Annotated in this window: 15 protein-coding genes; 3 read left to right on the top strand and 12 right to left on the bottom strand. The window is 74.5% G+C overall.

Annotated features, from left to right (window positions below):
* Positions 1-16: 16 nt before the first annotated feature.
* Positions 17-934 (bottom strand): hypothetical protein, encoded by a 918-nt coding sequence (locus VER05_RS05780; RefSeq protein ID WP_324844435.1) that lies wholly within the window; start codon positions 932-934, stop codon positions 17-19.
* Between the two features lie 32 nt (positions 935-966).
* Positions 967-1,359, bottom strand: coding sequence for a peptidase inhibitor family I36 protein (locus tag VER05_RS05775; protein WP_324844434.1), 393 nt, complete (start codon positions 1,357-1,359; stop codon positions 967-969).
* Positions 1,360-1,583: 224 nt separating this feature from the next.
* Between VER05_RS05775 and VER05_RS05770 the strand changes: the two genes are divergently transcribed.
* Positions 1,584-2,384 carry a class I SAM-dependent methyltransferase gene (locus VER05_RS05770; RefSeq protein ID WP_324844433.1) on the top strand — a complete coding sequence of 267 codons (801 nt, stop codon included), beginning with the start codon at positions 1,584-1,586 and terminating at the stop codon, positions 2,382-2,384.
* 31 nt (positions 2,385-2,415) lie between these two features.
* Here VER05_RS05770 and VER05_RS05765 read toward each other — a convergent pair whose 3' ends face one another.
* The 5 genes from VER05_RS05765 to VER05_RS05745 are packed head-to-tail and all read right to left on the bottom strand — an operon-like array spanning position 2,416 to position 7,853.
* On the bottom strand, positions 2,416-3,177 hold the full coding sequence (locus VER05_RS05765) for an HAD family hydrolase (RefSeq protein ID WP_324844432.1): 762 nt from the start codon (positions 3,175-3,177) through the stop codon (positions 2,416-2,418).
* The gene (gene gltX / locus VER05_RS05760; RefSeq protein ID WP_324844431.1) at positions 3,174-4,679 is read right to left on the bottom strand and encodes a glutamate--tRNA ligase; all 1,506 of its coding nucleotides are present in this window, start codon (positions 4,677-4,679) and stop codon (positions 3,174-3,176) included. Before gltX ends, VER05_RS05765 begins: the two co-directional genes overlap by 4 nt.
* Positions 4,680-4,726: 47 nt before the next feature.
* Positions 4,727-6,184 carry an alanine/glycine:cation symporter family protein gene (locus tag VER05_RS05755; protein WP_324844430.1) on the bottom strand — a complete coding sequence of 486 codons (1,458 nt, stop codon included), beginning with the start codon at positions 6,182-6,184 and terminating at the stop codon, positions 4,727-4,729.
* A 50-nt stretch (positions 6,185-6,234) separates the two neighbouring features.
* Positions 6,235-7,017, bottom strand: coding sequence for a fumarylacetoacetate hydrolase family protein (locus VER05_RS05750; RefSeq protein ID WP_324844429.1), 783 nt, complete (start codon positions 7,015-7,017; stop codon positions 6,235-6,237).
* A 14-nt stretch (positions 7,018-7,031) separates the two neighbouring features.
* Positions 7,032-7,853, bottom strand: coding sequence for a methyltransferase domain-containing protein (locus VER05_RS05745; RefSeq protein ID WP_324844428.1), 822 nt, complete (start codon positions 7,851-7,853; stop codon positions 7,032-7,034).
* 134 nt (positions 7,854-7,987) lie between these two features.
* Between VER05_RS05745 and VER05_RS05740 the strand changes: the two genes are divergently transcribed.
* Positions 7,988-9,049 (top strand): heparan-alpha-glucosaminide N-acetyltransferase domain-containing protein, encoded by a 1,062-nt coding sequence (locus VER05_RS05740; RefSeq protein ID WP_324844427.1) that lies wholly within the window; start codon positions 7,988-7,990, stop codon positions 9,047-9,049.
* A gap of 31 nt (positions 9,050-9,080) precedes the next feature.
* Here VER05_RS05740 and VER05_RS05735 read toward each other — a convergent pair whose 3' ends face one another.
* The 5 genes from VER05_RS05735 to VER05_RS05715 form a co-directional block, all read right to left on the bottom strand.
* The gene (locus VER05_RS05735; protein WP_324844426.1) at positions 9,081-9,743 is read right to left on the bottom strand and encodes a pyridoxal 5'-phosphate synthase; all 663 of its coding nucleotides are present in this window, start codon (positions 9,741-9,743) and stop codon (positions 9,081-9,083) included.
* 79 nt (positions 9,744-9,822) lie between these two features.
* Entirely contained in the window at positions 9,823-10,287 is a 465-nt protein-coding gene (locus VER05_RS05730) for a PTS glucose transporter subunit IIA (RefSeq protein ID WP_324844425.1), read from the bottom strand.
* Positions 10,287-10,517, bottom strand: coding sequence for a PTS glucose/sucrose transporter subunit IIB (locus tag VER05_RS05725; RefSeq protein ID WP_324844424.1), 231 nt, complete (start codon positions 10,515-10,517; stop codon positions 10,287-10,289). The genes VER05_RS05730 and VER05_RS05725 overlap by 1 nt, the downstream gene beginning before the upstream one ends.
* A gap of 81 nt (positions 10,518-10,598) precedes the next feature.
* Entirely contained in the window at positions 10,599-10,844 is a 246-nt protein-coding gene (locus tag VER05_RS05720; RefSeq protein ID WP_166938758.1) for a glucose PTS transporter subunit EIIB, read from the bottom strand.
* Positions 10,841-11,659, bottom strand: coding sequence for a GntR family transcriptional regulator (locus VER05_RS05715; protein WP_324844423.1), 819 nt, complete (start codon positions 11,657-11,659; stop codon positions 10,841-10,843). Before VER05_RS05715 ends, VER05_RS05720 begins: the two co-directional genes overlap by 4 nt.
* 254 nt (positions 11,660-11,913) lie before the next feature.
* Between VER05_RS05715 and VER05_RS05710 the strand changes: the two genes are divergently transcribed.
* Positions 11,914-12,990: PTS transporter subunit EIIC (locus VER05_RS05710; RefSeq protein WP_324844422.1), on the top strand; the 1,077-nt coding region annotated here is incomplete at its 3' end.

Genomic DNA, 12,990 nt, shown 5'->3' with positions numbered 1-12,990 from the left:
CGCACCGCACCACGGCTCACGCGGACCCCAGCACCGACTGGGCGTGCTCGATCATGGCCCGGTACTCCAGGACCACGCCCTCGCTCCCCTCGAGCGCGGCTCTCGCGCTCTCGAGGAAGACCTCGGCCACCTCCGTACCCAAGCCGCTCTCGGTCCGGCACGCCCGGTCGTGGCGGGCCAGCTCGTGCTCGAGCTCTTCGACGTGCGCGACGCGCACGCTCCCCTCGACCACCCCCTCGACCCATCGACTCATGGCCTCGTAGAGGTCCGCCGGGCCGGAGGCTCGGACGCCCTGCTCACCCATGCAGCTCGCCCACGCCCCCACCGATCTCCGGACCCGCTCGTCGGCGAGCACATCGGTCATCACATCCCGGATGTTGGGGATCGCGTAGTACGCGCGTTCGTAGTCGGCGGCCGGCACGCCGTACATCGCCTCGGTCGCCTCACCGAAGCAGCCGCCGACCGGGACCGAGGCGGTGCCCCCGCCAGGGATCGGGAACGAGATGCGCTCATCGTCGGGGCCGTACACCGCGCGGTCGTAGGCTTCCGGGTCCGGCGGCATCCCGTCGGGGGGCACGTCTGCCGAGGGCGCCCGGAGGAGAGCCGCCAGCACCTCGGGGTCGGACAGTGCCGACGCCACGCCGTAGTCCTCCTCGGGGAGCAGCCACAGCCGGGGCTCGCTCGGCGTGAGCACCTCGGTCGTGTACGGGAGCTCCTGTGTTCGGGGAGGCACCACCCCGTGGCGGGACACGCACTCGTTGATCAAGCGGGTCTGCAGGTTCGCGATCCGCACGGCGTACGCAGGATCGGAGTCGAACGGGAAGTTCAGCGCCTGGACGCGCGCGAGCACCTCCGACCGGAGGTCCGGGTCGAGGTACCGCTCGGACGGCTCGGGAGCGGGCGAGCAGCCCGCCGACCCGAGCACGCCGAGCACGGCCGCGGCGCACACGGCCGTCCGGGCCTTCGTCAGTAGCACCCGGAGTCCGCCGCCTTCCACTTGTGGCTGCTGCCCATGTTGGACTTGCTGATGGAGTTCACCGAGACACCCTTGCGCACGCAGTACATGACCTCGATGTTCTGCGCGTAGCGGTAGGTGAACACTGCGTTTCCGCTCGTCCCGTTGTTGAAGACCGACTTGTCCTTGTTCTCGATCCCGCTCGGCCAGGTCAGCTGATTGAGCGCCGACCCGTAGTAGGTGCCGGAGTAGCCGGTGTTCACCCACCAGCAGGCGTACCCGCTCGAGCAGCTCGGGGTCGCGGCTGAGGCACTGACCGCGGATCCGAACAGCAAGCCCGGCACCAGCACGGCAGCCACGAGCACCCGCCGCACGCGTGCGCTCGTTGACGTCGTCATCGACATCGACTTCTCCCCTCGTCCATTTCCGGCAGTCGCCATCTGACGACGCCGATAAAACGGTATCGATGTCCACACGTCCTGAACAGGGGCGATACCTATGTGAGGCGACCACACGAGCCTGCCCGCGTGCTCATATGTCAGAAATCGCACCAAACTACCCGCCGTCTTGACCTGATAAATGAGTGATGCGCAGATTGCTCCGAATGTCGATGTGGCAGGCTCGTGCCGTGGACCAGGACCGCCCCGCACCGCCCGACGCCCCGCCCGCCGCCCCGCGCGCCGCCCGCGCCGCCTCGTTCGGCCCCGCCGCCGCGCTCTACCAGGCCGCCCGCCCCACGTACCCCGACGAGGCCGTCGCCTGGTGCGTGCCCGCCGCGGCGGTGGACGTCGTCGACCTCGCCGCGGGCACGGGCAAGCTCACCGAGCGCCTGCTGACCCTGCCGGGGCCCGCAGGACGCCGCGTGACGGCCGTGGAGCCCTCCCCCGGCATGCGGGAGGCGCTGGCGGCCGCCCTGCCCGCCGTGCGGGTCCTGGGCGGCTCCGCGGAGCGCACGGGCCTGCCCGACGCGTCGGCGGACGCCGTGACGGTCGGCCAGGCGTGGCACTGGTTCGACGAGCCGGCCGCCGGCGCGGAGCTGGCCCGGGTGCTGCGCCCGGGCGGCGTGCTCGCGGTGGTGTGGAACGTCCGGGACACCGACACCGACGCCGGGCCGGACTGGCTGGCGGCGTACGAGGAGATCGTGCACCGCGGCGACCCGGCCCCGCCGCACGGCGACCACGCCCCCGAGCCGGGCCCGGCGTTCGGCGCGGTGCAGCACCGCGTCGTCTGGTGGGCCGACGCGGTGCGCCCCGCGGCGCTGCGGGACCTCGCGGCGTCCCGGTCGCACCTGCTGACGCTCCCGGACGACGACCGCGCCGCGCTGCTCGCCGAGATCGACGACCTCGCCGCGACGCACCCCGACCTGCGCGGGCGCGACGTCGTGCCGCTGCCCTACAGGACGGACTGCTTCCGCGCGGCCCGGCGCTGAGCGACCGGGCGCGCGCGGCGGCGGCGCCGGGTCAGAGCCCCAGCACCCCCGGCAGCTCGGCCAGGGACTCGATCACCACGTCGGTCGGCAGCGCCTCGGTGTCGTTCGCGTGCTTCGCCCCGAGGTGCGGCCGCGCCAGCCACACCCCGCGCAGCCCGGCCGCCACCGCGGCGCGCGCGTCGACGTCCAGCTCGTCCCCGACGTAGGCCGTCCGCCCCGGCGCCGTCCCCAGCCGGCGGCACGCCTCGGCGAACACCCGCGGGTCGGGCTTGCCGAACCCGAGGGTGTCGACCCCGACCAGCAGCGGCACGTCGTCCGCGAGGCCGGCGCGGGTGAGCTTGCGGACCTGGTACTCGGTCGCGGCGTTGGTCAGCGCGCCCACCCGGACGCCCGCGTCGAGCAGCCGGCGCACCACGTCCGCGGCGTCGGCGTGCGCCGCCCACGAGCCCGTGAACCGCTCCTCGAACAGGGCGTTCCACCGGTCGTAGGCGTCGTCGTCGAGCACCGGGCCGCCGAAGGCCGCGTGCAGGTCGTTGGCGCGCCCCATCCGCTGCTCGCGGTAGGACACCTCGCCGCGGGTGTACCGCCGGTACCGGCCCTCGGCGTCCGCGCGCCAGTGGTCGAGCACCTCGGTGTCCCGCGCGGGGTCGAGCCCGGGCAGCCACTCCCGGGAGACGGCGGCCAGCGCGTGCGCGAACGCCCCGTGCGTGTCGACCAGGGTGTCGTCGACGTCGAACAGCACGCCGTCGACGGCCCGGCCCTCCCCCGCCGGCCCCGCGACCCCGGCCGTCACAGCGACGCGCGCAGCGCGGCGATCCGGGCGAGCGTCGAGTTACGGCCCAGGATCTCCAGCGACTCGAACAGCGGCGGCGACACCCGGCGCCCGGACACGGCCACGCGCAGCGGCGTGAACGCGAACCGCGGCTTGATGCCCAGCCCGTCGACCAGCGCGGACTGCAGGGCGTCCTGCGTCGCCTGCGTGGTGAACCCGTCCGCCGGCAGCGCGGACAGCGCCTCCGTGGCCGCGTCGAGCACCTGGGCGGCGGTGTCCTTGAGCGCGCCGCGGGCGTCGTCCTCGACCACGAGGGCGTCGTCGGACGTGAACAGGAACCCGAGCATCCCGACGGCCTCGCCGAGCAGGGTGACGCGGGTCTGGATGAGCGGCGCCCCGGCGTCGAGCAGGGCGCGGTGCTCGGGCGACAGGTCGGCGTAGGAGTCGGCGGGCACCAGGCCGGCGCGGTGCAGGTACGGCACCAGGCGGTCGCGGAAGTCGTCGGCGGCGAGCAGCCGGACGTGCTCGGCGTTGATCGCCTCGGCCTTCTTGAGGTCGAACCGCGCCGGGTTCGGGTTCACGTCGGCGACGTCGAACGCCTCGACCAGCTCGGCGACCGAGAAGATGTCCCGGTCCGGGCCGATCGACCAGCCGAGCAGCGACAGGTAGTTGAGCAGGCCCTCGGGCGTGAAGCCGCGCTCCCGGTGCAGGAACAGGTTCGACTCGGGGTCGCGCTTGGAGAGCTTCTTGTTGCCCTCGCCCATGACGTACGGCAGGTGGCCGAACTGCGGCATCACGGTGGCGACGCCGAGCTCGAGCAGGGCGCGGTACAGCACCACCTGGCGCGGGGTGGAGGACAGCAGGTCCTCGCCGCGCAGCACGTGCGTGATGCCCATGAGCGCGTCGTCGATCGGGTTGACCAGCGTGTAGAGCGGCTGGCCGTTGCCACGCACGACGACGTAGTCCGGCACGGAGCCGGCCTTGAACGTGACGTCGCCGCGCACCAGGTCGGTGAACGTGACGTCCTCGTCGGGCATCCGCAGCCGCAGGACGGGCTCGCGGCCCTCGGCGCGGTAGGCGGCCTTCTGCTCGTCGGTGAGCGCGCGGTCGTACCCGTCGTAGCCGAGCTTGGGGTCGCGGCCGGCGGCGCGGTGCCGGGCCTCGACCTCCTCGGGGGTCGAGAACGACTCGTAGGCGTACCCGCCCTCGACGAGCCGGCGCGCGACGTCGGCGTACAGGTCCATCCGCTGCGACTGCCGGTACGGCTCGTGCGGGCCGCCGACCTCGACGCCCTCGTCCCAGTCGAGGCCGAGCCAGCGCATCGCGTCGAGCAGCTGCTGGTACGACTCCTCCGAGTCGCGCGCGGCGTCGGTGTCCTCGATCCGGAACACGAACGTGCCGCCGGTGTGCCGCGCGTACGCCCAGTTGAACAGGGCGGTGCGGATCAGGCCGACGTGCGGCGTACCGGTCGGGGACGGGCAGAAGCGGACGCGCACCGGCGTCGCGGGGGCAGCAGCACTCACGCGCTCCACCCTAGCGAGCGCGGCGGGCCTCCCCCGCCCGGCGGCGGTCAGGCGACCGGCACCTCGGCCCGGTCGCGGGCGCCCGGGGCCCACACGTCGCCGGGCACGTCGCCGGGGAGCAGCGGGTTGCCGTGCCCGACGAACCGGTCGTCCCGCCCGGCGGCGACCGCCCGCCGGTAGTCGGCGAGCGCGCCCAGCGCCCACCGGGACAGCAGCAGGATCGCGATCAGGTTGACGGTGGCCATGAGCGCCATCGCGACGTCCGCGACCGCCCACACGGTGCTCAGCGCCGACAGCGAGCCGATGCCGACCGCCGCCAGCACGCCGGTGCGCAGCGCGTTGAGCGCGCGCCCGCGCACCCGCAGGAACGTGAGGTTCACCTCGGCGTACGCGTAGTTGCCCAGGACGGAGCTGAAGGCGAACACGAACACGATCACCGTCATCAGCCCGACGGTCCAGCCCCCGAGCTCGTGCGCGACCGCGTCGGTCGTGAGCGCGGCGCCGGCGCTCTGCTCCGTCCGCCCGGGGACGTACACCTCGGGGCCCGCGCACAGCACGATGAACGCCGTGGCGGTGCAGACCAGCATCGTGTCCACGAACACGCCGAGCGACTGCACGAGCCCCTGCTTGACGGGGTGCGTGACGGTCGCGGTGGCGGCGGTGTTCGGGGCCGAGCCCATCCCGGCCTCGTTCGAGAACAGCCCGCGGCGCGCGCCGTTGAGCACGGCCGCGAGGATCCCGCCCGCGGTGCCGGCGAGCGCGGTGTCCAGCCCGAACGCCCCGCGCACGATCTGGCCGAGCACGTCCGGCACCGCCGTCACGTTGAGCGCGACGACCACCAGCGCGAGCAGCAGGTAGGCCCCGGCCATCAGCGGGAGCATGACCTCGGCGACCCGCGCGACGCGGCGCACCCCGCCGAACAGCACGGGCGCCGCCAGGACGACGAGGCCGACGGCCGTCCACCCGACCGGGACGCCGTGCGACGAGTCGAGCGTGTCGGCGATGGTGTTCGCCTGCACCATGTTGAACGCGAAGCCGAACGTGAAGACCAGCAGCACGGCGAACACGACGCCCCAGCGCCGCGACCCGAGCCCGCGCTGGATGTAGTACGCCGGGCCGCCGCGGTAGGAGCCGTCGGGGTCGCGGACCTTGAACACCTGCGCGAGCGTCGCCTCGACCAGCGCCGTCGCCATGCCGATCGCGGCCACGACCCACATCCAGAACACCGCGCCGGGGCCGCCGAGGGTCAGCGCGACCGCGACGCCGGCGATGTTGCCCGTGCCGACCCGCGAGGCCAGCCCGACCGCGAACGCCTGGAAGGACGAGATGCCGCCCTCGGCGCCGGAGCGCGACGCGGCCACCTGGCGCAGCATCGCCGGGAACATCCGGATCTGCACCGCGCCGGTGCGCACGGTGAACCACAGGCCCGCGCCGACGAGGACGTAGACCAGCCAGTAGGTGTAGAGCGTGTCGGTCGTGCGGTCGAGCACGGACTGCAGGTCCACGCGCCGCTCCTGTCGTCGTGCGGGTGGGACCCGCAGACCCTAGCGGCGGCTCAGGACCGGCGCAGCACCGGGTTGCGCAGCGTGCCGATCTCCTCGACCTCGACCTCGACGACGTCCCGCTCGGCCAGCAGGCCGACGCCCGCCGGGGTGCCGGTGAGGATGATGTCGCCGGGCAGCAGCGTGAACACCTCGGAGATGTACGAGATCAGGTAGGCGACGTCGAACACCATCTGCGACGTCCGGCCGTCCTGCTTGGCCTCGCCGTTCACCCGGGACCGCACGGCCAGGTCGTCCACCTCGAGCCCGGGCACGACCCACGGGCCGATCGGGCAGGACGAGTCGAAGCCCTTGGCCCGGGTCCACTGGGAGTCGGAGCGCTGGGCGTCGCGGGCGGTGACGTCGTTGGCGACGGTGTAGCCGAACACCTTGCTGAGCGCGTGCTCGGGCGAGACGTCCTTGGTGACCTTGCCGATGACGACGGCGAGCTCGGCCTCGTACGAGACCTCCTCGGTCCAGTCGGGCAGCACGATCGGGTCGTCCGGGCCGACGACGGCCGTGTTGGGCTTGAGGAACAGCAGCGGCGACGCCGGCACCTCGTTGCCCATCTCGGCGGCGTGGTCGACGTAGTTCCGCCCGACGCCGATGATCTTGGACCGCGGGATCACCGGGGCGAGCAGCCGGACGCCGTCGCCGAGCGGGATCCGCTCGCCGGTGGGCTGCACCGGGGTGTAGATCGGGTCGCCGCTGATGACGACGAGCTGCTCCTGACCCGGCTCCCCCTCGACGAGGGCGTAGCGGGGGTCGTCTCCGGTGGTGAACCTGGCGATGCGCACGGCCCCACCCTAGGTCAGACCCGGGCGAGCACCTCGCCGTGCAGCACCGCGAACCAGCCGTCCGGGGCGGTGCCCCACTCGCGCCAGCCCGCGGCGAGCTGCTCGAGCCCCACCTCGTCGGCGAGCCCGTGCTCGACGGCCTGCCGGGCGAAGTCCGACGCGACGCAGCGCTCGGCCCACAGGTCGGCCCACCACGCGCGGTCCTCGTCGGTGGCGTAGCTCCACACGCCGGCGGTCGGGACCAGGCCGTCGGGGTCGAACCCGGCCGCGAGCGCCCAGGAGTGCAGCCGGCGGCCGGCGTCGGCCTCGGCGCCGTTGGCCTGGGTGACCTCGTGGTAGAGCGCGGACCACTCGTCGAGGACCGGCGACGCGGGGAACCAGGTCATGCCGGAGTAGTCCGCGTCCCGCACGGCGACGACCCCGCCCGGCCGGGTGACGCGGCGCAGCTCGCGCAGCGCGGCGACCGGGTCGGTGAGGTGCTGCAGCACCTGGTGCGCGTGCACGACGTCGAACGAGGCGTCCGGGAATGGCAGCGCGTAGGCGTCGCCGACCTGGAAGGTCACGTTGTCCGCGCCCGCCTGCGCGGCCTCCTCGCGGGCGAGGTCGAGCACCTTCTCCGACCGGTCGAGGCCGACCACGGCGCCGGGCGCGACGCGCGACGCGAGGTCGACGGTCACGGTGCCGGGGCCGCAGCCCACGTCGAGCAGGGACTGCCCGGGCTGCAGGGCCGGCAGCAGGTAGGCCGCCGAGTTCTCCGCGGTGCGCCACCGGTGGGAGCGCAGCACGCTGTCGTGGTGGCCGTGGGTGTAGACGTCGGCCTGGTGCGTGTCGGTCACGCACCGACGGTAGCCCGGTGGCGGGACCGCGTTCCAGCGGGCGGTACGTCCCGTCCCGAGGCGCGAGACGATGCGGCGCTCGGGCCGCGCCCGGGCCGCGCCCGCCGGGCCCCGCCCCCGGCTAGCGTGGCGCCATGCAGCGGATCACCGGGGTGGACGTCGCCCGCGGCCTGGCGGTGCTGGGCATGCTCACCGCGCACGTCGGCCCCGGCGGGCCCGACGACCCGTGGCCGTGGTCGCTCGCGCAGGTGGTCGACGGCCGGTCGGCCGCGCTGTTCGTCCTGCTGTCCGGGATCTCGGTCGCGCTGATCTCCGGCGGGTCGGCGCCCGTGTCCGGCATCCGCCGGGTGCAGGCCCGCGCCAAGATCCTGGTCCGGGCGTTCCTGGTGCTCGGCATCGGTGTCGCCGTCATCCTGCTCGGCACGCCGATCGCCGTGATCCTGCCCACCTACGCGGTGCTGTTCGCCTGCGCGACGCCCCTGCTCGGCGCGGCCCCGCGGCGGCTGCTCGGCGGGGCGGCGGCGGTCGCGGCGTTCGGGCCGCTGCTGCACCTCGCGCTCCAGGAGGCGTTCCTGCACCTCCCCGGGCGGGAGTTCACGGACCTCCTGGTCGGCGACTTCTACCCGGCGGTCGTGTGGTTCGCGTACGTGCTGGTGGGCCTCGCCGTCGGGCGGATGGACCTGCGCGACCGCGGCGTGCGGCTGCGGCTGCTCGGCGCGGGGGTCCTGCTGGCGGTGGCGGCGCACGCGGCCTCCGCGCTGCTCACCCGGGCGCTGGCCGGCGACCCCACGCTGGTCGCGCTCGTCACCACCGAGCCGCACTCGTCGTCGGGCCTGGAGGTCGTCGCGAACACGGGGGTCGGCCTCGCGGTGCTCGCGCTGTGCCTGATCGTCGCCGACGCGGTGCCCGCCCTGGTGTCCCCGCTCGCCGCGACGGGCGCGCTCGCGCTGACCGCGTACACCGGGCAGCTCGTCGTCATCGCCCTGCTCGGGGAGTCGGTGGTCTGGGAGCCGGAGACCGGGACCTGGCTCGCGTTCCTCGGCGTGACCGTGCTGGCGTGCTGGCTGTGGCGCGCGGCGCTGGGGCGGGGCCCGCTCGAGCGGCTGCTGCACACGCTCGCGGCGCGGGCGGCGGACGTGTCGCCGGACGTGCTGCCGCCGCGCGACGCGGACGCGGTGCCGGCCGCGCGGGACTGACGCGGCCGGGACGGAGCCTGGGCCGGGCCGCTCAGGGCCAGTCGAGGTGCCGGTCCCACCGGTCCTCGGCCCGGGTGTACCGGACCCGCACGTGCGCCCGGTCCGAGTCGCCCTGCCAGAGCTCGACCTCGTCCGGCTCGACCGCCCACAGCTGCCACGTGGGCAGCACCAGCCCGGGCTCCCGGTCCACCCGCGCGCGGGCCTGCTGCACGGCGGCGTGCAGCTCCTCGGCGGACAGCAGCCGCTCCCCCGGCCGGGACGCGAAGGCCGCGGCGCGGCTGCTCGGCGACCGGCGCAGGAAGTCGGCCGCGCAGGTGGCGGCGTCCAGGGCGCGGGCCCGGCCGGTCACCCGCACCTGCCGGCCCAGCGGCTGCCAGTAGAACGTCAGCGCCGCCCGCGGCTCGGCCGCGAGGTCCTGCGCCTTGCCGGCCCGCGCGTCGCTCGCGAACACCCACGCGCCGTCCGCGACGTCGGCGAGCAGCACCACGCGCGCGTGCGGCGCGCCGTCCGGCCCGACCGTCGACAGGCAGAGCGCGTGCGGCTCGGGCACGCCGGCGGCGACCGCCGCGGCGAACCAGTCCTGGAACGCGTCGACCGGGTCCGCCGGGAGGGCGTACGGGTCGACCTCGGGCAGGTCGCCGGTGAGCGCGGGCAGCGACCGGAGCAGGTCGCGGGTGCTCGGGCGGGGCAGCATGCCGTTCAGTATCGGGCCGGGGCTCGCGCCGCGTCCGGGACACCGGCCGGGACCTCGGCGGGTCCCGGCCGGCCGGACGTCAGCCCAGCTCGAGCAGCGGGTCGCCCGCCACGACGCGGGTGCCCGGCTCCGCGAGCCGGGTGAGCGAGTCCGGCTGCGCCTCGAGGCCGACGACGGGGCAGATCGCCGACCGCCCGCCGGCCTCGACCGCCGCCGGGTCCCACTCGACCAGCAGCTGGCCCTGCTCGACGGCGTCCCCCTCCGCGACGTGCAGCGTGAAGCCCTCGCCGCCGAGCTGGACGGTGTTGATGCCGAGGTGCACCAGCACGCCGCGGCCGCCCTCGGCGAGCAGCACGAACGCGTGCGGGTGCAGCTTGGCGACGGTCCCGGCCACCGGGGCGACGACCGACCGGCCGGCGCCGGACTCCGCGTCCGGCTGCACGGCCAGGCCCGGGCCGACGATCTCCTGGGCGAACACCGGGTCGTCCACGTCCGCGAGCGCGTGCACGACCCCGGCGACCGGCGCGAGGACGGTCAGCGCCATCAGCGCAGGTCCTCGATGTCCGAGGCCAGCGTGTCCGCCTCGGGCCCGACGATGACCTGCACCACGGTGCCCTGCTGCATGACCGCGATCGCGCCGGCGGCCTTGAGGACGGACTCGGTCACCTTCGACGGGTCCTCGACCTCGACGCGCAGCCGCGTGATGCAGGGCTCCAGGTCGACGATGTTCGCGTCCCCGCCCAGTCCGGCGAGGATCTGCTCTGCCTTGCTCATGGTTCTTCTCCTTCGTGGCTCCCGCCGGTGCGGTGCGGCGGGTCGGTCGTGGCGTGCGGCGGCCCGGGCGGGCCACGGCCGTCACATGAGGTCCTCCAGGTCGGACGCGAGGGTGTCGACGCTCGGGCCGATGACCACCTGCACCACCCGGCCCGACACCATCACCCCGAACGCGCCCGCGGCGCGCAGCGCCGCCGCGTCCACGCGGGACGGCTCCTTCACCAGCGAGCGCAGCCGCGTCGTGCACGGCTCGATCTCGTCGATGTTCCCCACCCCGCCCAGGCCGGCGAGGATCGCCGCGGCCTGGCCGGTCCCCTGCGCGCTCATCCGGTCCTCCCGTCCTCCAGGGCCGCGCCCACGGCCTCCCGCTGGTCGAGCTCCTCGTCGCCGTCACGCAGCCGCGGCACCAGGGCCGGTGCCGGGGCGCTGAGCGGCACCCACACGCTGTACCGGTCGCCGCGGTAGCAGGCGTTCGAGTACATCGCGGGCGTGTCCGCGCTGAACGTCCGCCGGGTCGCGCGCAGCACCGCGCGCGCCCCGCGCAGCTCGAGCAGCGCGGCCTCCTCGTCGGTCGCCTCGGCCGCGGTCAGCGTCTCCTCGCCCCAGGACGGGTCGAGGCCCACGGCGCGCAGGGCGTCGTGCATGCTCGGCGGCGGCCCGGCGGCGAGCAGCCCCGGGACCAGGTCGACCGACACCCAGTGCTGCTCGATGCTCATCGGCGACCCGTCGGCGTACCGCACGCGGCGCAGGTGGTGCAGCGGGGCGCCGGGCTCGGTGCCGAGCGCGTCGGCGGCGTCCGCGGTCGCGGGCACGGTGCCCATGCCGAGCACCCGGGTCTCGGGTCGCATGCCCCGGCGGCGCATCTCCTCGCCGAACGTGGTCAGCCGCATCTCGAAGTCCATGCGCTGCGGCGCGACGAACGTGCCGCGACCCTGCTCGCGCACCAGCACGCCCTCGCCCACGAGCGCGTCGACGGCCTGGCGCACGGTCATCCGGGACACCCCGAACCGCTCGCACAGCGCGCGCTCGGACGGGATCGCGTCGCCGACGTGCAGCTCGCGCTCGACGAGGCCGGCCAGGTAGGCGCGGACCGCCTGATACTTGTGGGCGCCGGGGGCGAGGGCGGACTGCTTCGCGTGCACGCGCTCACCCTCCCACCTCGGTCGCCGTCGTCCGCACCACCGGGTGCCCGTCCGGGGCGCTCCGACGGCGGGCATGTGGTCCTTGACACATACTCCGGTCTAGACCACTCTGACCGCAACTGGTCCAGACAACTTGCCGACTCGACGGCGACCACGCAAGTTCCGCACCAAGCGCACCGCGTGCCCACACCTCCCCCCGACCCGCGCGCGACCCGCCCGACGGCGCCCGCGACCCGATCTCACGAGGAGTGACCATGACCGCCACCACGGTCGATACCCCCAAGCGGGGCATCCCCGGACTCGCGCAGCTGCAGCGCGTGGGTCGATCCCTCATGCTCCCCATCGCCTCGCTGCCCGCCGCCGCCCTGCTGCTCCGGCTGGGCCAGGCGGACATGCTCGGCGCCGAGGGCCTGGGTGCCCGCGCCGACTGGCTGCTGCCGGTCGCCGACGTGCTGGCCGCGGCCGGCAACGCCCTGCTCGGCAACCTGCCCCTGCTCTTCGCGCTCGGCGTCGCGATCGGCTACGCCCGCAAGGCCGACGGGTCGACGGGCCTCGCGGCCCTCGTGGGCTACCTGGTGTTCACGGGCGTCACCGACGCCCTGTCGCCGTACATCCTCGGCGAGGCGGCCGAGGGCGAGACGCAGGAGCTCATCAACTACGGCGTGCTCGGCGGCATCGTCATCGGCCTCACGGCCGCGCTGCTCTACCAGCGGTTCTACCGGATCAAGCTGCCCCCGTACCTGGCGTTCTTCGGCGGCCGCCGGTTCGTGCCGATCGTCACCGCCGGCGCCGCGGTGCTCATCGCCGTCGTCGCCGCGCTGATCTACCCGGCGTTCGACACCGGCTTCACCGCGGTCGGCGAGTGGGTCACCGGCTCGACCATCATCGGCGCGTTCGTGTTCGGCACGCTCAACCGCCTCCTGCTGCCGTTCGGCCTGCACCACCTGCTCAACTCGCTGCCGTGGTTCCAGTTCGGCTCCTACGAGGCCGACGGCCAGGTGTGGAACGGCGACATCGCGCGCTTCCTGCACGGCGACCCCACCGCGGGCACGTTCATGACCGGCTTCTTCCCGATCATGATGTTCGCCCTCCCGGCCGCCGCCCTGGCGATCGTGCACACCGCGAAGAAGAAGAACCGCAAGGTCATCGCCGGCATCATGGGCTCGGCCGCGCTGGTCGCGTTCGTCACTGGCGTCACCGAGCCGCTCGAGTTCGCGTTCGTGTACGTGGCCTACCCGCTGTACGCGATCCACGCCGTGCTCACCGGCACCTCGCTGGCCCTGGTGAACGCCCTCGACATCCGCAGCGGGTTCGGGTTCTCGGCGGGGGCC

This window comes from Cellulomonas sp., assembly GCF_035634735.1.
Lineage (GTDB): Bacteria > Actinomycetota > Actinomycetes > Actinomycetales > Cellulomonadaceae > Cellulomonas.
The sequence above is the reverse complement of the archived record's forward strand: the minus strand, read 5'-3'. Positions and strand labels throughout refer to the sequence as shown.

Excerpts from the sequence above, each read along its gene's own strand:
- VER05_RS05775 (WP_324844434.1), bottom strand. The coding sequence starts at position 1,359 with ATGTCGATGACGACGTCAACGAGCGCACGCGTGCGGCGGGTGCTCGTG.
- VER05_RS05740 (WP_324844427.1), top strand. The coding sequence starts at position 7,988 with ATGCAGCGGATCACCGGGGTGGACGTCGCCCGCGGCCTGGCGGTGCTG.
- VER05_RS05735 (WP_324844426.1), bottom strand. The coding sequence starts at position 9,743 with ATGCTGCCCCGCCCGAGCACCCGCGACCTGCTCCGGTCGCTGCCCGCG.
- VER05_RS05730 (WP_324844425.1), bottom strand. The coding sequence starts at position 10,287 with ATGGCGCTGACCGTCCTCGCGCCGGTCGCCGGGGTCGTGCACGCGCTC.
- VER05_RS05725 (WP_324844424.1), bottom strand. The coding sequence starts at position 10,517 with ATGAGCAAGGCAGAGCAGATCCTCGCCGGACTGGGCGGGGACGCGAAC.
- VER05_RS05720 (WP_166938758.1), bottom strand. The coding sequence starts at position 10,844 with ATGAGCGCGCAGGGGACCGGCCAGGCCGCGGCGATCCTCGCCGGCCTG.